Raw genomic sequence first — 20412 nt, forward strand, 5'->3', positions numbered from 1 at the left:
AATCCTGTTCCCTTGCCGGGTGCCCTTCGCGCGCCCGGGTCTCGTATCGAGGTCTGCCGCATGTCTGATGCGTTCATCATCTGTTCCGGCCTGTCCTTCTCCTGGCCTGACGACACCCCCGTCTTCACCGACCTGTCCTTCACCGTGGGCGGCGGCCGTACCGGTCTCGTCGCGCCGAACGGCGCGGGCAAGAGCACGCTGCTCAAGCTGGTGGCCGGTGAGCTGCGGCCCTCGGGCGGCGGCGTCACCGTCGAGGGGGTGCTCGGCTACCTGCCGCAGAACCTGCCCCTCGTCGGTGAGCCGACCGTGGCCGAGGTACTCGGCATCGCCCCGGTGATCACCGCGCTGGACGCCATCGAGTCGGGCGACCCGAGCGAGGAGCATTTCACCACGATCGGCAACGACTGGGACATCGAAGAGCGCACCCGTGCCCAACTCGACCGGCTCGGCCTCGCGGACATCGACTTCGACCGGCGTCTGGGCACGCTCAGCGGTGGCCAGGTCGTCTCGCTCGGCCTGATCGCGCAGCTGCTCAAAAGTCCCGACGTGCTCCTGCTCGACGAGCCGACGAACAACCTCGACCTCGCCGCGCGCCGCAGGCTCTACGACGTGCTCGGCGAATGGACCGGTTGCCTGCTCGTGGTCAGCCACGACCGGGCCCTGCTCGACCGCATGGACCGCATCGCCGAGCTCGACCGGGGCGAGGTCCGCTTCTACGGCGGCGACTTCACCGCGTACGAGGAGGCCGTACGCGCCGAGCAGGAGGCCGCCGAACGGAACGTACGCAGCGCCGAGCAGGAGCTCAAGCGCGAGAAACGGGAGATGCAGCAGGCCCGCGAGCGGGCCGAGCGCCGGGCGGGCAACGCCGCCCGCAACCTCAAGAACGCCGGGCTGCCGCGCATCTTCGCCGGGAACATGAAACGCGGTGCCCAGGAGTCGGCCGGCCGGGCGGGCCAGATGCACGCCTCCCGGGTCAGCGACGCCCAGGCCCGGCTCGACGAGGCCGGGTGGGCGCTGCGCGACGACCAGAGGATCACGCTGGAGCTGCCGGGGACGAACGTGCCCGCCGGACGCACCGTCTTCCTCGGCGAACACCTGCGGGCCCGCGGCCTGTTCACCGATCCGGGCCTCGACCTGACCGTACGCGGCCCCGAACGCATCGCGCTGAGCGGCCCCAACGGTGCGGGCAAGTCCACCCTGCTGCGCCTGATCAGCGGCGAGCTGGAGCCGGACGGCGGCACGACCAGGCGGGCCGACGGGCGGGTGGCCTACCTGTCGCAGCGGCTCGACCTGCTCGACGTCGAGCGCACCGTGGCGGAGAACCTGGCCGCCTTCGCCCCCGGCATGGCGGCGGCGGAGCGGATGAACCTGCTGGCCCGCTTCCTGTTCCGCGGCGCGCGTGCGCACCTGCCGGTGGGGGTGCTGTCCGGCGGTGAACGGCTGCGGGCCACCCTGGCCTGCGTGCTGTGCGCCGAGCCGGCGCCTCAGCTCCTGCTGCTCGACGAGCCGACGAACAACCTCGACCTGGTCAGCGTGGCGCAGTTGGAGGGCGCGCTCATCGCCTACCAGGGAGCGTTCGTGGTGGTCAGCCACGACGAGCGTTTCCTCGCTGAGATCGGCGTACAACGGTGGCTGGAGCTGTCGGACGGTCGCCTCCTGGAGACCGGGGGGCCCGCTGGTGAGTGACGCGCTGCTCGCCCGCGATCTCGTACGGACGCTGGGCACGCGGCGCGTGCTCGCCGGCGTCTCGTTCACCGCCGCGCCCGGCGACCGGATCGGCCTGATCGGCGAGAACGGCGCGGGCAAGACCACGTTCCTGCGGTTGCTGGCCGGTGCGGACCGGCCCGACTCCGGCACCGTCGTACGCCCCGCCGACCTCGGCTTCCTGCACCAGGAGATGCTCTTCGACAGCCGGACCACCATCGCCGACGCGCTCGACGACGCCCTGCGTGAGGCGCGCGCGGACCTGGCCGAGCTGGATCGGCTCGCCCGCGCCCTAGCCGCCGCTCCGGACGATGCCGCCCTGCTCGGCGAGTACGGGGAGCGGCTGGAGCAGGCTCAGGAGCGCGAGTCCTGGGACGCCGACCGCCGCGCCGGGATCGTCCTCGACCGGCTCGGCCTCGGCGGTGTGCCGCACTCCCGTACGCTCACGTCCCTGTCAGGAGGGCAGCGCGCGCGGCTGGCCCTGGCGGCACTGCTCATCAGACGGCCCGCGGCGCTGCTGCTGGACGAGCCCACCAACCACCTGGACGACGACGCCGCGGTGTTCGTGGAGGAGCAGCTGCGTGGCATGACCGGTGTCGTGGTCGTGGCCAGCCACGACCGGGCGTTCCTGGAGGCGGTCTGCACCGACCTGATCGATCTCGACCCGGCGGTGGACGGGCCCGTCCGGTACGGGGGCGGGTACAGCTCATACCTGGCAGAGAAGCGCGCGGAACGAGAGCGCTGGGCGCGGCGGCACGCGGAGGAGCAGGCGGAGCTCGGCGAGCTGCGCGCGGCCGTCGCCGTGACGGCGCGGCGGGTGGCGCACGACCGGTTGAAGCGCGACAACGAGAAGATGGGGTACGGGCACGCCGCGGGCCGCGTGCAGCACCAGATCGCGCGGCGGGTGCGCAATGCCGCCCGCCGGCTCGCCCAGCTGGAACGCGAGCAGATTCCCGCCCCACCGCCCCCACTCCGCTTCAGCCCCCTCCCCCTGGTAACCGACGCCGCGGGGGCCACCCACGCTGCGGAGCTCGCGGAGGTCGCGGAGGATACCACTCACGCACCCCGGGAGGTGTTGCTGTCACTGCGGGACGTACGTGTACCGGGACGGCTCTCGATCGACCATCTCGACGTGCCGCTCGGGGAGCGCCTCCTGGTCACGGGGGCCAACGGAGCGGGCAAGTCGACGCTTCTGGCCGTGCTGGCCGGGCTGCTGGACGCAGAGGGTGAGGTACGACGGCGACCCGGCCTGTCCATCGCACTGCTGGCCCAAGACACCGTCTTCGAGCGGCCGGACCGGACGGCGCGGGAGACGTACGAGCGGGCCCTCGGTCCGGAGCGCGCCGAGTCCGTGCCGTTGCGCTCGCTCGGCCTGATCGGCTCCCGCGACGCGGACCTGCGAGTCAGGGAGCTGTCCGTCGGTCAGCGCCGCCGGCTCGCACTGGCCCTGCTGGTGGCCGACCCACCCGAAGTACTCCTGCTCGACGAGCCCACCAACCACCTTTCGCCCCGCCTCTCCGACGAGCTGGAAGAGGCCCTGGGCGCCGACGGACCCGGCGCGATAGTGATCGCCAGCCACGATCGCTGGCTACGCGCCCGCTGGCAGGGGCACCACATTCTGCTGCGATGAATGGTCTCGTGTTACGAGCCCAAGCCAGGGACCGTCGAAGAACGCACCAGCGCGGTACCAGGCGAAGTCTCACCACTGGGTTACAGGGTCACTGCCAGGTGGCTGTCTCCGGGTCGATCCCGTGAGCGCGAGCGCACTCGTCGATGCTTTGCCGAAACCAGGAGGCCAGCCCGACCCGGATTCCGTCGTAGTGGGAGGAGAAGCCGGGGTCTGACTCGAACATTCTTCCCAGACACACCTGCATCTGTCGCGTGAGCGGGAAGAAGTTGGAAAACAGTTCGCGGTGGCGTTCGACGAGCGCGTTCGCTTCTGGGCTGCTCGGAATGACACCCCGAGCCAGGGCGTCGCCCAGATCCAGCTGCAACGTGGACATCGCCGCGGAGAGCGACTGCCATTGCTCCCGCGTGCGAGAAGCGGACCGCTCGGCGAACTGCGCCCATTGCGCAGAATTCCCCCACACAGTGCGGGCCTGCCGGGATCGATGGGCGTCCCAGTCCGCACCGAAGATCTCCGACTGTGCTTCATCGTCGAGGAGAATGCCCCGCTCGTGAGCCTCGGTCATCCGTTCCAGGCGCGCGTCGAGCTGCTGCAGATCCTGGATGCGCTCGGCGAGCTGGGCCCGCTGCTCACGCAAGGTGGCGCCGATCTCCGCTGTCGCGTCATCGAGAACCTCACGCACCGCGTCCAGCCCGAGACCAGCCTTCCGGTATGCGACGATTCGATGCAGTCGTTGCAGGTTCGCGCCGGTGTACTGGCGATAGCCGGCGGTGGAGCGCACGGACGGCGACGCCAAGCCGATCTCGTCCCAGTGATGAAGCGTACGGACGGTCACCCCTACCAGCTCAGCGGCCGCGCCCACCGTGACACCGTCACGGATGTCGGGTTCGCGTTCAACCATGGACACCATTGTGAGCCTCCTCCGCCGATCCCGGGGCGACGATTCCGACCGAGGCGAGATCACGTGCTTCTTGGCTGTCAGGATCGAACTCCTGCGCCGCGGTGAACACGACCCGCGCACCCTCAGGGGTGGTCACCTCGACGTCGCGAGTACGCCACGGCGTATCCCGCGGCCCGGTCACGCTGCCCGGCACGAGATCCGAACACGCCTCCACGAGGGGATCGATCTCGCTCAGCACGCACAAGAAGCTCACGCTCATCGCCGGGACTTCGGGCGCCTCGGCACCGGCCGCCGCAGGAACGAGCAGGACATCCTGGAACGCCCACCGGCGCAGGTGGACCACCTGCCCCGGGACGCTGAACAGTTCGATGAAGCCGAACCCCCGCACCCAGAAATCCGTCGACGCCGCCAAGTCCGACGTCGGAACCGTCACGAACACCGGCATCGCGTAAATGCCGCGGAACACCTCTGGCGCAACCGCCTTCGGTCCACGCTCGGATACGGGGCCCATCTCGAATGCGTTGAAGAAATCACTCATGCGGTCTACCGTCCGCCCTCACGCAACGTGAGGGTCAAGCCTCATCCGTGAACCCGACGACATCAAACAATGTCGCCATCGTCGACCGAGCCGCTGTCGTCTGAGTGAGACGGCCCGATGGGCTCCTATCGACTTCCAGCCCTCTGAAGGACGGCACGGCCTTCAAGAAGCCCGGGCGAACGCGGGGAGTGCCTGCTTGAGCTGGGAGGAGAACGGCAGGGGGTCTGTGTAGTGGGCTGCGGTCCGGCTGGGGTCTTCCTTGAGTACGTGGTTGATCCCGGTCAGGCGGATGAAGTCGGTGGCGGCGGTGGCCTTCGCCAGCCCTGCGGCCAGGTGCTCGACGTCGTCGCAGCTCACCTGGATGTCCGCATCGCTGCAACTCAGCAGGACCGGGGTGTGCGCCTTGAGGCGGGCCGCCAGTTCGGCCGGGTCCTGGCGGTCGGCCTCTGACAGGAATTTCGCGTTCGCTGGGGAGAACACGTTCGACAATCCGCCGGGCAGGTTCGCCGCGACCGTTCCGTTGGCGCGCAGCGACGCGACAGCCCTGGCCAGGGCGTCCTTGATCGTGGCCGCCTGGGCGTCGGTGATCTTCCCTGCCTGCTGCTGGGCGTTGATCTGGGTGGTGATCTGATGGCTGAGGAGGTCGAGGTATCGGCGGCTCAGCGGTTCGAGCAGGCCGAGGCGGTGGACGTGCGTCTTCGATCTTGATTTGGTGGCGAGCAGGAGGGCGAACAGGGCGCCCTCGCTGTGCCCGATGACCGTGAGGCGCCGTTTGTCGGTGCCGGGCCGCCTGGACAGGAAGTCCAGGGCCGCCGTGGCTTCGTGCTCGAATGGGGCGATGCCGATGTCAGGGACCTTGGACGCGTACGGCCCGAGGCCGGTCTTGCCGCTCCCGAGCTTGTCGTAGCGCAGGCTCGCCACGCCACCGGCGGACAGCACCCCGGCCAGCGTCTTGTAGGTGTCGATCCCGCTGACCCCGGCGCTGTTGCCGTCGCGGTCGGTGGGACCGCTGCCCGCGATGATCAGGGCCGCCGGGACCTTCGCGCCCGGCCGGGCCGGATGGCGCCAGGTGCCGTAAACGGTCATCCCGTCCACCCGGAAGCTCACCTCCTCCTCGACCCAGGCGGTGGCTGCGGAGGTCGCGGCCATGGGGGAGGCGGTTACGCGGGTGACCGACCCGCTCCCGCACCCGCTCACCAGAAGGGCGAGCGCGCACAGGCCGGCGCCCAGACGCGGCGCGCGATCGTTCCGTGCGCGTACGAACTCACGTAAGAACATGCAGGGTCACTTCATTTCTTTGATCCGAGTGGTGGTTTAGGCGGTGTCGGGGCGCCGGAGGAAGAGCCCGGCTACCTTGCCGGCACTGTCGTAGGCGATGCGGGCGGCCAGGTCGCCCGCCTCGAAGGACAGCGGGATGTCCACGACAGTGTGGTCGCCCGCCTGGTGGGGCACCGGCTCGCCCATGCCTTCGTAGGCGCCGACCATGCCGACCGCCTGTGCCCAGGTCGCGGCCAGTTTGGTCGCGCTCAGGCCGGCGGCGACGGTCTCGTCGAAGTCGCGGCGTACCTCCTCCCAGCGGCCGTCGGTCAGGTCCGCGACGAGGGCGGCAGCGTGGTCGGCGGCGCCGGGCAGCATCTTGTCGGTCATGGGTGTTCCTGTCCTTGGGTCGAGTGGTCGGCCGAACCGCTGGAACGCCGCCTGGCGGCTGGAGCCGAGCACATCGCCGATCTCCTGCCAGGTGTGTCCCGTCGCGCGTGCCCTGTCGACCGCTGCCCGCATGGCCTGGTCGACGGCTCGCGCAAGATCCCGGGTGGCGACCACCGCGTCCAGCGGGGACGCATCCGGAGCGCTCAGTCGCTCCACCAGCCTCCGGGCTGCGTCCGTCAGGTCGGTAGGCGCCGCCGCTTCCGTCACGTTGTCAATATTTGCTTTACGCGCCGAAGTTGTCAAGTCTTCTTTTACATCCTTGGCGCGATCGCGGATGCGGCGCGCGGCGCTGCGGCAGGTGGAGTCGCAGTATTCCTGCTTACGTCCACGCCCTGACCGGGAAGGGAGTGGTCTGCCGCAATGCTGGCAGACCTCGGTGCCATGCGATTCCAGCACGCCGATGCTCCTTAATATCGTGCTGTCTTCTATGGCACGTAATAATACTCCTGGTCAGCACGAAAAACGTGCCCGGCACCAGATCGGCATGTCAGGCGGCTGGGCGGGGCAGCGTGCAGTCCGGGAGGGACAGGTCCAGCACTGAGCCGGGCGCCAGGCAGGCGGGCACGGCTGCGACCTGCTGGCCGTAGTGGGCCCCCTTGTGTACCGTCACGTGGCCGGCCGCGTCGACTTCACACGGGTTGTTCTCCGTGCAGCTCTTCCCGTCGTCGTTGCTCGTGTTGTGCAGCCCGACCACGGTCCGCCCGTCCGGGGCGATCAGCGGTGACCCCGAGGCGCCGTGCCCTGGTTCGCAGGCGCTGGTGTACGTGAGTGCGTTCTCCTGCTCATACCCGCCCTCACGCAGCCCCGGCACCACGGCCTTAACCGCACAGCTCCAGCGGCGGCCCCAGGTGCCGGACAGCAGGTCCACCCGGTCACCGGCCGCGGCCGGGGTTGTGGTGAGATCGAAGACCTTGGCGTCGGCGGCGGCCAGCTCCGCGTAGGTCCGGTCCAGGCGGTACAGGGCGACGTCGGTGCCGGTCATGGTGGCGTACACCAGCCGGGTCGTCCTGGCCTCGACCTTGGGGTAGCCCTCGCGGTCGGTGATCGTGACCGGCTGGGCGGCCGGCTGATCGACCAGCGCCGACCCCGGCGCGGGGCGGGTGCCCTGAACGCAGTGGCCGTTCGTGAGGAGCAGGGCCGGATCCTCCGCCCGGTCGGTCCCGGTGCGGACCACGGCGCCGGAACAGTCACCGAACTGCGCGGCGCCCTCCAGGGACGGCATGTGCGGTTCCGGCGGAACCGCGGTGCCCGTGACGATGCCCCGGATCCATTTCCGATACAACGACACGTCGCTGTATACGGTCGGGGTGTCGGGGCCGTTGCTGCCGCTGACCGCTCCGGCCAGCAGCCAGCTGCCACCGCGGCGGACCAGCGCCGGGCCACCGGAATCCATGTTGGTGGCCGAGATGCTTCCGTCCGGGCTGCCCACGCACAGCTCACGCTTCGCGGTGATACCGCTCACTTCGCAGTCCTTGTCCGGCTGCACCACGGTGTCGGCCTCGCGCAGGCGATCCGGGTAGCACTTCGGCGCGCGCTCGTCGCAGGTCACGCCCCAGCCGATGATGCGCGTCGCGGTGTGGTCGGCCGGCGTGGCCGGCGCGATCCGCGCCGGTTTCGCCCGAACCGGGGTGCGCAGACGCAGCAGCGCGAGATCCTTGCCGTAGACCTCGGTGGAGTACCGATAGAACTTGTCGACCTCGGCCAGTTCACCGCCGGAGGTCACGCTCAGGGAGCCGACGCGCACCCGCCAGCCCCGAGGGGTGCCGACCTGAGCCTGATTGGGCGTGCGGGCGCAGTGGCCCGCGGTGACCACCCATCGCGGCGCGATCAGCGTGACTCCGCAGACATGGCCGTCCGCGCGCGGGGATTCGGCGCGCTGTAACGAGCCCATGAACGAGTACGGCCGTACCGACTCGACGCCGCCGCGCAGGGCGAACGACGGAGTCGCGGTCGCCGCCAGCGCGGCCAGCGCCACGGGAAGGACGAGAAGAAGTCGAAAACGCATGGGGACACCCTGCGCGGTACAGGTGTCCATGCTGCGGCGCTCACGTATCGGCGGCCGCTTGGACGCGTATTGGCGGTGTATCAGGCCCCCGCCGGGCTCGCCTTCGCCAACGGTCCGGACGCCACGCTTGGCGATCCAGCTCCGAGGGCTGACACACACCCGATACGTAGCCAAGCGGCCGCCGATACGCGACCGCGACAGCGCGGACACTCGCACCGCGCATGGTGGCCAACTATGCCCAACACACTTCACCTCCCTCGTACTCGCCTCGCATTCGCGGCTTTCGCCTGCCTCGCGGGCCTGTTGGCCGGCTGCGGCATCGCCAACGGGTCGAGCGGTACGCCGAACAACTCGTCGGCTTCCACGTCCGATTCCGCCGGTACGGCCGACCAGAAGTACAGCGCATGGGAGGCCGAGTTCCGGTCCTGCCTGAGCGACAAGGGCTTCGTACTTCCGAAGGAGGCCGGAAAGATCGACTTCGGCGACCGGCAGGACGCCTACGAGGTAGCGGAGGACACCTGTATCAAGAAGATCGGCAAGCCGCCCACGGTTTCTGACGACCAGCCCACCATGTCCGACAAAGAGGCGAAGGAGAAGGAGCTCAAGACCCTCCAGTGCCTCCGCGACCACGGGTACAAGGTCAAAGACCCCGCTCCCGGGCAGGCCGCACAGGTCGAGGTGCCTGATGGCGTCTCGCCGGACGGCTTGACGGAGTGCTACCGCAAATGACGTCCGAGCACTCCGAGCTCAAGACCGGTGCTGGTGCGTGCGCCGGTGATGACACGCCGCGATGAAGGCGGCGGCCGTCCGGACGTTCGTCTTTGCCGTCGTGAACCTCCTCATCGGTGACTCTCCGAGAGGGCGGCTCCAGGGACGTGGTGTCTGTCCGCCGGACCGCCCCGCACCATGGCCGCCGGGTGGTGGCCCCAGGTCGGCTGTTAGCGCTCACACGTCTTCTTTCCGGTCGCGGGTCCTTTTCTGTCAGATGGCTTCGGTGACAGGTCGAAGCCAATACGAGACGAAGAGGCGGCGTCAAGGACGGCATCTCGCGTCCACGGAGGGGTGGCGGACGGGCGTGCGGCTCATCAGGCGTTATCAAAGGTCGCCGCCCGTGACGGCGAGAGCATCACGCTGAAACTTTCGCCAAGAACTTGACACATTTCGGCGTGGTTTCCAAACTATGGCTCAAGGCGGCTTCCTCCTGCCCGTGGTGGTGCGCGGTGAGGACCGCCGTTCGCGATGCCCTGGTGGTGTGCGTTCCCTGATCGCGGGACGCGGCGTCGATCGTGCGGGGTGACCCCCGCGTGTCCGCTTTTCCGGGATTTCAGTCTGGAGCGCCCAGTCATGGACACCAAAGCCATACTTCCACCGCGGCCTCTCAAGAGCCCGCGGGTTCTGATCGCCGCCGCCGTCGGCGTACTCGGCGTGGTCACCGCGGTGATGGTACCGACCACGCCGGCCGGAGCGGCGGCGAGTACGCTCGGCGCCGCCGCCGCGCAGAGCGGGCGGTACTTCGGCACCGCCATCAGCGCGGGCCGGCTCGGCGACTCGCAGTACACCACCATCGCGAACCGCGAGTTCAACATGGTGACGGCCGAGAACGAGATGAAGATCGACGCCACCGAGCCCAACCGGGGGCAGTTCAACTTCACCAACGGGGACCGCGTCTACAACTGGGCAGTGCAGAACGGCAAGCGGGTGCGCGGGCACACGCTGGCCTGGCACGGCCAGCAGCCGGGCTGGATGCAGTCGCTGTCGGGCAGCAGCCTGCGCCAGGCCATGATCGATCACATCAACGGCGTCATGGGCCACTACAAGGGCAAGATCTACGCCTGGGACGTGGTCAACGAGGCCTACGCCGACAGCGGCGGCGGCCGGCGCGACTCCAACCTGCAGCGCACCGGCAACGACTGGATCGAGGTCGCCTTCCGCACCGCGCGCGCCGCCGACCCCAACGCCAAGCTCTGCTACAACGACTACAACATCGACAACTGGACCTGGGCCAAGACGCAGGGCGTCTACAACATGGTCCGCGACTTCAAGCAGCGCGGCGTACCGATCGACTGCGTCGGCCTGCAGTCGCACTTCAACAGCGGCAGCCCCTACAACAGCAACTACCGCACCACCATCTCCAGCTTCGCCGCACTCGGGGTGGACGTGCAGATCACCGAGCTGGACATCCAGGGCGCCTCCGCGCAGACCTACGCCGCCGTGGTGAACGACTGCCTGGCGGTGACCCGTTGCGCGGGCATCACGGTGTGGGGGGTGCGCGACCAGGACTCCTGGCGCTCGGGTGACACCCCGCTGCTGTTCAGCGGCGGCAACAAGAAGCCCGCCTACGACGCGGTCCTCAACGCCCTGAACGCCGCCTCGCCGGGCCCCACGCCCACTCCCACGCCCACCCCCACGCCGACACCGACTCCGACGCCCACTCCGACTCCCATCCCGGACGGGTGCGCGGCGACGATCACGACGACCAACAGCTGGCAGGGTGGCTTCCAGTCGACGGTGACCGTCCAGGCGGGCGGCGCGGCGATCAGCGAATGGACCGTGCGGTGGACCTGGCCCGACGGGCAGAGCATCAGCAGCCTGTGGAACGGCCAGCAGAGCGTGTCCGGCTCCAGCGTCACCGTACGCAACGCCGCCTACAACGGCTCCATCGCCGCCGGCGGCTCCACGACCTTCGGGTTCACCGCGAACGGCACCGCGGCCACCCCGACCGCTACCTGCACCAGCCCCTGACGTGATGACGATGAGGAGAATACAGCTGCGTCTGCCCTGGTCAGCGCACCCCTCAGCCGTCACGGCCGCGGCGCCGCCCCGGCGGGTCTCGCGCCGCGGCCTCGTGATCGGCGCCATCGCGGTCCTGCTGGCCGGAGCCGGCCTGCTGACCACACAGCCCGCGCAGGCCGCCGTGGCCTGCCGGGTCGACTACACCGTCACTTCGAGCTGGCAGGATGGCTTCGGTGCCGGCGTCACCATCAACAACCTCGGTGACGCGGTCGACGGCTGGCGGCTGACCTGGTCCTTCGGCGCCGGCCAGCAGATCACCCAGATCTGGAACGCCACCCAGACCCAGTCCGGCTCGTCGGTGACCGCCACCAACGTCTCCTACAACGCCTCCATCCCTTCCGGCGGCAGCACCACCTTCGGGTTCAACGGCTCGTGGAAGGGCAGCAACCCGGTGCCCACGTCATTCGCTCTGAACGGCGTGACCTGCGGAAACCCCGGCACCCCCACCCCCACGCCCACTCCTACACCGACTCCGACGCCCACACCGACTCCGACCGGCACGTGCGCTCTTCCGTCGACGTACCGCTGGACATCGACGGGCCAGCTGGCCAGCCCGAAGTCGGGGTGGGTCTCGCTCAAGGACTTCACCAACGTCGTCTACAACGGCAAGCATCTCGTCTATGCGACGACGCATGACACCGGGACCAACTGGGGTTCGATGAACTTCGGCCTCTTCACCAACTGGTCCGACATGGCCTCGGCCGGCCAGAACACGATGTCCTTCTCCACTGTCGCGCCGACGCTCTTCTACTTTGCCCCGAAAAACATTTGGGTGCTCGCCTACCAATGGGGTGGGACTGCTTTCTCCTACAGGACGTCGAGCGACCCCACCAATCCGAATGGCTGGTCATCGCAGCAGGTGCTCTTCTCCGGCAGCATCTCCGGCTCGGGAACAGGACCCATCGACCAGACACTCATCGGTGACAGCACGAACATGTATCTGTTCTTCGCCGGGGACAACGGCAAGATCTATCGGGCCAGTATGCCGATCGGCAATTTCCCGGGCAGTTTCGGCAGCACATCGACGGTGGTCATGAGCGACACGACGAACAATCTGTTCGAAGGGGTTCAGGTCTACCAGCTCCAGGGCCAGAACCGGTACCTCATGCTCGTCGAGGCGATCGGCTCGCAGGGTCGCTATTTCCGCTCGTTCACGGCCACCAGTCTGAGCGGTTCGTGGACGCCACAGGCCGCGACCGAGAGCAATCCCTTCGCCGGCAAGGCCAACAGTGGCGCCACCTGGACCAACGACATCAGCCACGGCGATCTGGTTCGCAGCAACCCCGATCAGACCATGACCGTCGATCCCTGCAATCTGCAGTTGCTCTACCAGGGACGTGCCCCCAGCTCCGGCGGCGACTACGGCCTCCTGCCTTACCGGCCGGGTGTGCTGACACTGCAGCACTAATGGCATGACGCTTTTGGAGCGGCTGCGACACGGGGTTCCGTGTCGCAGCCGCTCTTTCGCGCGTAGAGCGTGCCAGGAAGGCGGGCGGAGCGCCGTCACCGGGGGCTCATGTTCTTCAGGTCTTCTGCTAAATCTTCCCGGGACGGATTGCCACATCATCGATCTGGAACGCGGGCCCGGCGGTGCTCGCGTTCCAGACAAAGGTCCAGTCGACGCGGGTCGTGCCGGCGGGCGCGGTGAACGTGCCGGCGGCTTCGGTCCAGGCGGTCTTCTGGGCCAGGGAGATGGCGTCGGTACGCAGTACGGTGCCTGACTCGTCGCGCCACCGCACATTCCATGTGACGGCAGGCATGGGCGCCACAGCCTCCCGGTACCACAGCGACACGTGGTAGCTCGTACCGGCGACCACACCGCTGTATCCGGGGAAGTTGTCAAGCGCCACCGCGCTGCCGCCCGACTGGGCGCTGGTCATCTGCAGCGAGCCCGTGCCTCCATGCGCGCCGCCGGTCTGGTGCGCCACGCTGGCCCCGTACCACGGGGAGTAGGGCGAGATCGTCGAGCCGGACTCGAAGTCCTGCTCGGTGATCGCCGGCGGGACGGGCGTGCCGCCGTCGAACGTGCTGCCGGCGTCCTGGCCGTACTGGGGGCCGACCCACTGCCCGGGCGCGATGCGAGTGCCCATGTCGGTGACCCTGAACTGCCACGGTCCTGTGTAGGTGTTGTCGTGCCAGGAGTTGTTCGACCCGTGGACGATCGACTGCTGGATCACGGCGCCCTTGTACGGGGACCAGTCCGGGTAGGTGCCCCAGTTGGACAGCAGGGCCATGTGCCCGCAGTACTGCGTTGGGCAGCCGCCGTTGACGGCACTGGGGTCGAAGGCGAACGTGTTGTGGTGAATGTCGACGTTCTTCGTCCACCAGCGGCAGTTGGTGTAGAGCGGCTCGCCGGCGATGGCAGGAGCCGAGCACTGTGAGGTGTTGGTCGGCCCGACGATCAGCGTGCAGTCGCCGGTCGTCGAGGCTGGGCTGTTGCAGAACCGGTCGGCGTTCGCCCACGCGGTGATCCCGCCCCAGTTGTTCTCGAGCCGGTTGCCGGTGATCTCGATCTTGCTGGTCCGCGCTGCCACGCGGGGCTCACCATCCGCCTCGGACAGGTAGATCGCCGCTTCGGGGAACGGGTCGCCCTTCGCTGCCCGCTCGGCACCGGAGGCCCAGGCGTTGCCGCGGATGGTGTTGTTCCGGATCACGGCGTTGTAGCTGATCTCGTAGAAGATCGCGAGCGAGTCGTTGCGCTCGATGAGGTTGTCCTCGATGAGGAAGTCGTTGTTGTTGGTGTCCGCCCAGACCCCCGGCCCGTGGTTGCCGTGGACCCAGTTGCCGGTCACGTCGGCGCCGTTCACCGCCCAGAACTTCATGCCACCGGTACATCCGCACCCAGGGATCTGGTGTTCCCAGTCGTCGGTGTTGTTGCCGGTGAACTCGTTGTCCGCCACGACCAGGCCGGTGATGGTGTTGCCGGACTTGTACGCGTTCAGGCCGTACTGCCCGTTGTCCTTGAGGCAATTGCCACGGATCTGGTTCCTGGCCCCGGCCATCAGCCCCGCGCCGGCGTTGTTGCGGATCGTGTTGTGCTCCACGACCCAGCCGTCGCCGGAGTCGTGATTGACCACACCCTGATCGTGCGGCGCGACGAACCCGGTGATGGTCAGGTACCGGATCGTGACGCCGGTCGCCTGCTGAGTGAACGCGAACAGGTTCAGCCGCTGCCCGTCCAGTACCGCGCCGGGCGCGCCGATGAACGTCGCGCCGTTGCCGGGCATGATCTGGGAGTACTGGTCGGTGCCCAGCGTGTGCTTGCCGGTCTCGAAGTAGTACGTGGTGTTCGCCTGGCGTAAGTTCACGCCGCTGTTGTCGCCCGCTGGGACCACGACCGCGCCGGCGGGCGGTGTGGTCGGTCCGTTCAGCGACGAGCTGCCGCAGACCGCCGCCGTTGCCGTTGCCGTCGTCGAATTGGTTGCCGTATCGACCGCGTCGCCACTCGCCGGCGTCGCGCCGCCCATGACAACTGTGGCGAGGGCCACCAGCGCCACCGACCAGGTTCTTCGCATTCCTGTTCTCCTCCAGCCTTGGGCGCACTCGACCGCCAGCCGCCGCCGCTGTAGCCAGAGCTCGCGCCTACCCTCAAGATCAAACGCTGAGAGAGTACTGCAGGGCCGATACCGGCGTCCTGCTGATCAGGGGACAGCGATAGACATCACCGTCCCTGAGATGTCCCCTCCCATGGCGCACACATCCGCATGCCAGGCGTGGATGCCATCGACCGGCGCGCTCGGGATGGCCTGCGCCCCGTCCCCATGCCGGTCCCCTCAACGAATCCTCAACAAGTTCTCAACGCCGTCCGGCGCACGATGCGGATCGCCAGTTGGCCAGCCGGCCATCAGGGGTCGATCGCGTTCGCACGGTGGGCAATGGGTGGGAGCAACCGTGCCAGATCCACGGCCTGTTCAGGTGCAAAACGTCTCCCGAACATTGCGGCGATCTCAGCAGTCGAACCGACCGATACGTCTGTTTTCATGGAGGATTCGCGTGAATCGGCCCAGGCGCGTAATCGTGGCAGTGGTGGTCGCCGGTCTTCTCACCTCCTGTGGAGGAGGTGCGGGAAGCGATGTCTCGGGAAGGTCGCACGGGCCCCGGACCGGCACGCCGACGCCGTCCTCGTCCGCCTCCCCTGAACGTGTCGCGCCGAAAACACAGCTGTCGGTGCCCAGCCTCTATGACACCTCCCGCGGCTGGGAGTCAGACCTGCCGGGAGACCAGCTCACCCTGCCGCATTCCGGGGCGGTCGCCGTCTTCCGGCAGGGCGGCAAGAACGACGGCACCTTCACCGTGCTCGATGTGACCAGCGGCGAAAGTCTGTGGAAGAGCGAGGTGAAGGGCCCCGGGCTGATGTCAGCGCTCTCGGTCACCGTGCAGGGAAAGGACTACCTGGTCGCCACCGCGTCCGGCTTTCAGGGCGCGGACGTGGTCAGCAAGGGCCGGCAGGTCACGACGATCGACATCTTCCCGGCCCGTGCCGCTGGAGACGGCGTCAAGCCGGCTCACCATCTCGAACTGGACGGTGAGGGTGCGGTGGCCAACGGCGGTGGCGGACTGCTGGTGCAGCTGGACAACGACGTGGTGGCGACCGTGGATCCGGCCACCGGCGCGACGAAGACGTACGACCTGAGGAAGATCAAACCCCCAGCCAGCGAGTGCAAGCTGTGTTTCGGCTCGACCAAGGCCGTAGCGGTCACCCCTCGCGGGCCGCTGCTGGCTACCAACATCCGGCCCCGCCGCCACTATTGGGTGCCGGGAGCCTGGTCAGGCGGAACTCTCACCACCAACAGCGACCACAAGATCTTCATCGCTCCGGTCAAGGACTCCCTCGTCGCACAGTGGCGCGATGAAGGCGTGCCCAACGACACGTGGGCCGTCCTGGACCCCGCCACGGGAAAGGCTCGCGCCAAGGTCGACTGCGCGCCGGATCAGCGCGTGACGGCCGACGACTCCAAGGGGGCCTCCCTGTCTGCCGACGGCCGCTATCTCATCCGCAGCCACACGGCCTTCGACTTGGACAAAGGCACCGGCTACTGCTTCGAGGAGACCGACCGCGACAAGCCGGTCCATCTGACCGGTGTGACCGATGACGGCGTCGCTTTCGGCATCGGCGCCTCGACCGCCGACCAGGCCGACCCGCGGGTCACCATCGACCTGGCCACAGGCCAGGTCCAGCTCGGCAACTACGTCGTGGCTCCCTTCGGCGACTACTCCGGATACGGTCTGTTCTGGGAAGACTCCACAAACACCATGGTCGCCTATCCACACGCCAAGTGACCTCACGCGCCCCTGGATCCACCGCACCTTCCTGATTATCGGGAACTCCCACTTGCCGTTCGTGCGCGCGGGCACGAAAAGGGTTATTGAGCGAGTGCGCCTGACGCAGGATGGAGAGGCCTGATTCGGGTTCGATGAGGACGCCCTGGCCGACCATGCGTTCGAGCTTTGCGCGTACGCTCTCGGCGTACTTGGGCTCCATACCGGTGTTCAGCATCCGGCAGATGTCCTTGACCTTCAGCCCATCCGGAGTTTCCCGAAATGGCACGCTCAATGGTTCCTCTCACCCCATCCGACCCGCGGCGTTTGGGTCGTTACTGGTTGGCCGGCCGGCTGGGCGTGGGCGGCCAGGGCGTCGTCTATGAGGGCTACGGGGAGATGGGAGAGCGGGTCGCGATCAAGGTTCCCCGGTACGACAGCGTCGAATCACGAGCCAGACTGGCGAAGGAGGCGGCCGCGGCCCAGCGGGTGGCCTCGTTCTGCACCGCCAAGGTGATCGAGGCACAGGTCAATTCGGTGCCGCTGTACATCGTCAGCGAGTTCGTGCCGGGGCCGAGCCTGAGGCGGGTGGTGGCGGAGTCGGGGGCGTACGAGAAGGACGCGCTGCGCCGGCTGGCGATCGGGGTGGCGACCGCGCTGACTGCCATCCACCGGGGCGGGATTGTGCATCGCGATCTCAAGCCGGACAACATCATCATGGGGCCGGACGGACCGCGCCTGATCGATTTCGGTGTGGCCCGTGAGGTGGGGCCGACGACGAGCGGGCCGATCATGGGCACGCCCGGATACATGCCGCCGGAGGTGTTCTCGGGGCGGGGCGCGAGCGAGGCGGCCGACCTGTGGGCGTGGGCGATGGTGGTGCTGTTCGCGGCCCGGGGCAAGGACGTGATTGAGGCGGGCGATCCGGTCGGCGTCATTGGGCGGGTGATGGAGTTCGAGCCGGACGTGTGCGGCCTGCCTGAACCCCTGGACGCGTTGGTGGCCGCAGCGCTTGCCCGGGAACCCATGGAGCGGCCGGCCGCCGGGGAGGTGCTGCTGCGGCTGCTGGGCCATGGTGGCGAGGCGCCGCTCCGTGGCGGCGATGACCTGCTCGAACGCGGCCTTACGCAGGCGGGTGCCCTGACCGGACGGCCCGAGCCCGATCTGGGCGCGATCGCGGAGGAGCTCTACGGCGAGCTGACCGAGGCCGAGCGTGCGACCGCGCCCGAGGTGTTCCTGCGGATGATCGACGGCGACGAACTCCGGCCCGTCGGCAGGGATGAGCTGCCGGACTCGCCGGCCGTGGACGCGATGCTCACCGTGTTCGGCGCCGCGGGCCTGGTCACGCGGTCCGGTGCCGCGTACGAACTGGCCACGCCCGGCCTCCTGCACGCCTGGCCCCGGCTGCGCGACTGGGTGACGGGCAACCGCGAAGGGCTGCCCGTCCACCGGCGACTCGCCGAGGCGGCCGTGCTGTGGAATGAGCACGGCAGAAGACCGGCCGACCTGCTGCACGGCTCGGCACTCGACCGGACGCTGCAGTGGGCCGCCACCGCGCACAAGGACCTCACGCTGGGACGGCGCGAACGCGAGTTCCTCGACGAGGCGGCGAGCCTGGCCCGTACGAGGGCGAGGAGACGCCGTCTGGTCGCGGCGGCCCTGGCCGTACTGCTCGTGGTCGCGCTCGGCGGGCTCGGCACCGCGGAGTACTTGCGCAGGGAGTCGAGCCGCCAGCGCGACGACGCGCTGGCGCGGGAGATCGCGCGGCGAGCCGCTGACCTGCGGCAGAGCGATCCTCAGGTCGCGAGGCTGCTGAGCGTGGCGGGCTGGCGACTGAGCCCGGAGCTGCCCGAGACCCGGGGTGCGCTCTACGACTCGCTCTCTCAGACCGCGACCTCCGTCTTCCTCGACCCCGACTACACGGCCGCGACCGTGCAGAACCTCAGCCAGGACGGCCGCGTGCTCGTGTCCGTGGACCGCGGGACAGCCAGGATCTGGGACGTCACCGGCCAACGGCGGATCGGCGTGCTGCCCGGGGTGAGTGCGGATGTGACCCAAGCAGCGCTCGCCCCCGACGGGCACACCCTTGCCCTCCTCGACCACGAGGGAGTACGGCTGTGGGACACGCGCACCGGAAGACCGCTCGGCGCCCCGATCGCCCGTCAAGGCAGGCGATCGGGCGGCGGCACACTGAACTTCGATGGCTCCGGGCGCTACCTCGCCATCCCCTGGGGAGCGAAAGCCCTGCCCGAATGGTGGGACGTCGCCAAGCGTAAGCAGCTCACCGCTCCCTCGGGAGCCGCGCTCAACGCGATCAGCCGGGACGGCCGATTCGGCTACGTGGTGAAGGGCTATAACGCGGAGCTGTGGGACCTGCGCCGGGGCAAGAGGACGCCGATCGCGCCCGAGCGGGACAAGGGTGTCATCAACCAGACCACCTTCAGCGACGACGGCAAGATGATGATGACCACGGAGCTGGTGAATTCGAAAGAGACGAGCAGGATCCGTATATTCGAGGTGCCGTCCGGTGACGAGGTGATGGGCCAGGAGGGCGGGGTGGGCCCGGAGGCCGGTTTCGTCTTCGGCGACGCTTTCATCGCCAACTGGGGCGGCCGGGAGCAGCTGACTTTTCAGCGGCGCTCCACCTATGGCCCGGGGTACGGCCAGGCCATGCCCGGCTTCTATGAAGCGACGTACAGCCAGGCCATGCCCGGCTTCAATGACACGGTGTACAGCCAGGCCCTGCCCGCCTTCGCCGGCGGGCTCCGCTTCGACTTCGCCGACCGGGCCGTCCGCTATCTGGACGAACACGGCGCCGTTCACACCGAGGACGTCTCGATGGTGTTCGACCCGCCGATCGGCGGCGGCAGCGAGAGCGGGAACGTACGGTTGGCCCTCTCCATGCGCGTGCTGGCCGCGATCTGGGAGGACCGGATAGAGGCCAGGGACGCGGTGACGGGCCGCACTTTGATGAAACTGATCAGCCGGTCGGGCGGTGGCGGCGCGACCGCCTTCAGCCCCGACGGCCGCCGGCTCGCCCTGGCCGCCGACGACACAGTCCACATCGTGGATCTGACCGGGTTTAAGGTGTCGGCCCGGCTCAAGCTGGGGGGTGGCGTCGAGCACGGCGCCCAGGCGCTGGCGTTCAGTCCGGACGGACGCACACTGGCCGTCTCGCGCGACGGGGAGCACGGTCGCGTCGAACTGTGGGACCTCGAACGCGGATCTCAACGAGCGGAGACCGGGACAGGCGCGAAAGACCTCGCCTTCCGCCCCGACGGACGGCTGCTCGTGACCGGAAACCCGCTCCAGCTCATCGATCCGGAGAAGGGCGCTACCCGGCCTCCCGAACAGGGCACCGGGCAGCTCGCCGGCGCCTTCGCCTTCAGCCCGGACGGCCGGCAGGCGGCCTTCTCCGGGCCCGGCCGACTTACTCTGTGGGACGGCGATGTCAGGACCAGGATCGCCGAGTTCCCCGCGGTTCCGGGCAGCGAGGTCACCATGCTGGCCTGGTCGCCTGATGGGCGCACGATCGCGACGTACGAGCAGGGCTTGCGCGTACGTCTCTGGGACGTGCCGAGCCGGCGGCCGCTGGGCGTCGTCTTCGACGGCAAGCAGGCGGCGAACGGCGCCGACGGCGGGTGGGTGGCATTCTCTGCGGACGGCACGAAACTTCACACCGTTGCCCCGGACGGCACGATCCGTGTGTACGACGTGGACGAGCGGCACGTGGCCGCGACCCTGTGCGTGCGTGCCGGCCGTACGCTCACCGCCGGTGAATGGTCCCGCTACCTGCCAGACATCGAACCGTTCACGATGTGTCCCTAGCTATTAGGGCCTGGGTGATGCGGCTGGGCATGCCCCAGATGTGCTGGACG

13 protein-coding genes are annotated in these 20412 nt (G+C 68.6%); 7 read left to right on the forward strand and 6 right to left on the reverse strand.

Features of this window, described 5'->3' with window-relative positions:
* Positions 1–60 precede the first annotated feature (60 nt).
* Both AB0H88_RS39130 and AB0H88_RS39135 read left to right on the forward strand, forming a co-directional pair.
* On the forward strand, positions 61–1686 hold the full coding sequence (locus AB0H88_RS39130; protein WP_357653621.1) for an ABC-F family ATP-binding cassette domain-containing protein: 1626 nt from the start codon (positions 61–63) through the stop codon (positions 1684–1686).
* Positions 1679–3334 (forward strand): ATP-binding cassette domain-containing protein, encoded by a 1656-nt coding sequence (locus AB0H88_RS39135; RefSeq protein ID WP_357653622.1) that lies wholly within the window; start codon positions 1679–1681, stop codon positions 3332–3334. Before AB0H88_RS39130 ends, AB0H88_RS39135 begins: the two co-directional genes overlap by 8 nt.
* An 88-nt stretch (positions 3335–3422) precedes the next feature.
* On the opposite strand, the gene AB0H88_RS39140 is transcribed toward AB0H88_RS39135, so the two are convergent.
* The 5 genes from AB0H88_RS39140 to AB0H88_RS39160 form a co-directional block, all read right to left on the reverse strand.
* Positions 3423–4232 (reverse strand): MerR family transcriptional regulator, encoded by an 810-nt coding sequence (locus AB0H88_RS39140; RefSeq protein ID WP_357653623.1) that lies wholly within the window; start codon positions 4230–4232, stop codon positions 3423–3425.
* Positions 4225–4770, reverse strand: a complete 546-nt coding sequence (locus AB0H88_RS39145; protein ID WP_357653624.1) for a VOC family protein — start codon at positions 4768–4770, stop codon at positions 4225–4227. The genes AB0H88_RS39140 and AB0H88_RS39145 overlap by 8 nt, the downstream gene beginning before the upstream one ends.
* 162 nt (positions 4771–4932) lie before the next feature.
* Complete coding sequence (locus AB0H88_RS39150) at positions 4933–6048, reverse strand: alpha/beta hydrolase (RefSeq protein WP_357653625.1); 1116 nt, start codon at positions 6046–6048, stop codon at positions 4933–4935.
* A 36-nt stretch (positions 6049–6084) separates the two neighbouring features.
* On the reverse strand, positions 6085–6684 hold the full coding sequence (locus AB0H88_RS39155) for a DUF3887 domain-containing protein (protein WP_357653626.1): 600 nt from the start codon (positions 6682–6684) through the stop codon (positions 6085–6087).
* 280 nt (positions 6685–6964) lie between these two features.
* Positions 6965–8482, reverse strand: coding sequence for a trypsin-like serine protease (locus AB0H88_RS39160; protein WP_357653627.1), 1518 nt, complete (start codon positions 8480–8482; stop codon positions 6965–6967).
* Positions 8483–8716: 234 nt separating this feature from the next.
* Between AB0H88_RS39160 and AB0H88_RS39165 the strand changes: the two genes are divergently transcribed.
* From AB0H88_RS39165 to AB0H88_RS39175, 3 genes are all read left to right on the forward strand, one after another.
* Positions 8717–9211 (forward strand): hypothetical protein, encoded by a 495-nt coding sequence (locus tag AB0H88_RS39165; RefSeq protein ID WP_357653628.1) that lies wholly within the window; start codon positions 8717–8719, stop codon positions 9209–9211.
* Positions 9212–9826: 615 nt separating this feature from the next.
* Positions 9827–11224: an endo-1,4-beta-xylanase gene (locus AB0H88_RS39170; protein WP_357653629.1), complete on the forward strand. Its 1398-nt coding sequence runs from the start codon at positions 9827–9829 to the stop codon at positions 11222–11224.
* A gap of 10 nt (positions 11225–11234) precedes the next feature.
* Entirely contained in the window at positions 11235–12683 is a 1449-nt protein-coding gene (locus tag AB0H88_RS39175) for a non-reducing end alpha-L-arabinofuranosidase family hydrolase (protein ID WP_357653630.1), read from the forward strand.
* Between the two features lie 127 nt (positions 12684–12810).
* On the opposite strand, the gene AB0H88_RS39180 is transcribed toward AB0H88_RS39175, so the two are convergent.
* Complete coding sequence (locus tag AB0H88_RS39180) at positions 12811–14790, reverse strand: right-handed parallel beta-helix repeat-containing protein (RefSeq protein WP_357653631.1); 1980 nt, start codon at positions 14788–14790, stop codon at positions 12811–12813.
* A 652-nt stretch (positions 14791–15442) separates the two neighbouring features.
* Between AB0H88_RS39180 and AB0H88_RS39185 the strand changes: the two genes are divergently transcribed.
* Both AB0H88_RS39185 and AB0H88_RS39190 read left to right on the forward strand, forming a co-directional pair.
* Complete coding sequence (locus AB0H88_RS39185; protein ID WP_357653632.1) at positions 15443–16555, forward strand: hypothetical protein; 1113 nt, start codon at positions 15443–15445, stop codon at positions 16553–16555.
* Between the two features lie 306 nt (positions 16556–16861).
* Positions 16862–20362 (forward strand): serine/threonine-protein kinase, encoded by a 3501-nt coding sequence (locus tag AB0H88_RS39190; RefSeq protein ID WP_357653633.1) that lies wholly within the window; start codon positions 16862–16864, stop codon positions 20360–20362.
* The last annotated feature ends 50 nt before the right edge of the window (positions 20363–20412 follow it).

This window comes from Nonomuraea sp. NPDC050680, assembly GCF_040654555.1.
GTDB lineage: Bacteria > Actinomycetota > Actinomycetes > Streptosporangiales > Streptosporangiaceae > Nonomuraea.

Coding starts and splice junctions, on each gene's coding strand:
- AB0H88_RS39130 (WP_357653621.1), top strand. CDS start 61: ATGTCTGATGCGTTCATCATCTGTTCCGGCCTGTCCTTCTCCTGGCCT.
- AB0H88_RS39175 (WP_357653630.1), top strand. CDS start 11,235: ATGAGGAGAATACAGCTGCGTCTGCCCTGGTCAGCGCACCCCTCAGCC.
- AB0H88_RS39160 (WP_357653627.1), bottom strand. CDS start 8,482: ATGCGTTTTCGACTTCTTCTCGTCCTTCCCGTGGCGCTGGCCGCGCTG.
- AB0H88_RS39180 (WP_357653631.1), bottom strand. CDS start 14,790: ATGCGAAGAACCTGGTCGGTGGCGCTGGTGGCCCTCGCCACAGTTGTC.
- AB0H88_RS39170 (WP_357653629.1), top strand. CDS start 9,827: ATGGACACCAAAGCCATACTTCCACCGCGGCCTCTCAAGAGCCCGCGG.
- AB0H88_RS39165 (WP_357653628.1), top strand. CDS start 8,717: ATGCCCAACACACTTCACCTCCCTCGTACTCGCCTCGCATTCGCGGCT.
- AB0H88_RS39150 (WP_357653625.1), bottom strand. CDS start 6,048: ATGTTCTTACGTGAGTTCGTACGCGCACGGAACGATCGCGCGCCGCGT.
- AB0H88_RS39140 (WP_357653623.1), bottom strand. CDS start 4,232: ATGGTTGAACGCGAACCCGACATCCGTGACGGTGTCACGGTGGGCGCG.
- AB0H88_RS39145 (WP_357653624.1), bottom strand. CDS start 4,770: ATGAGTGATTTCTTCAACGCATTCGAGATGGGCCCCGTATCCGAGCGT.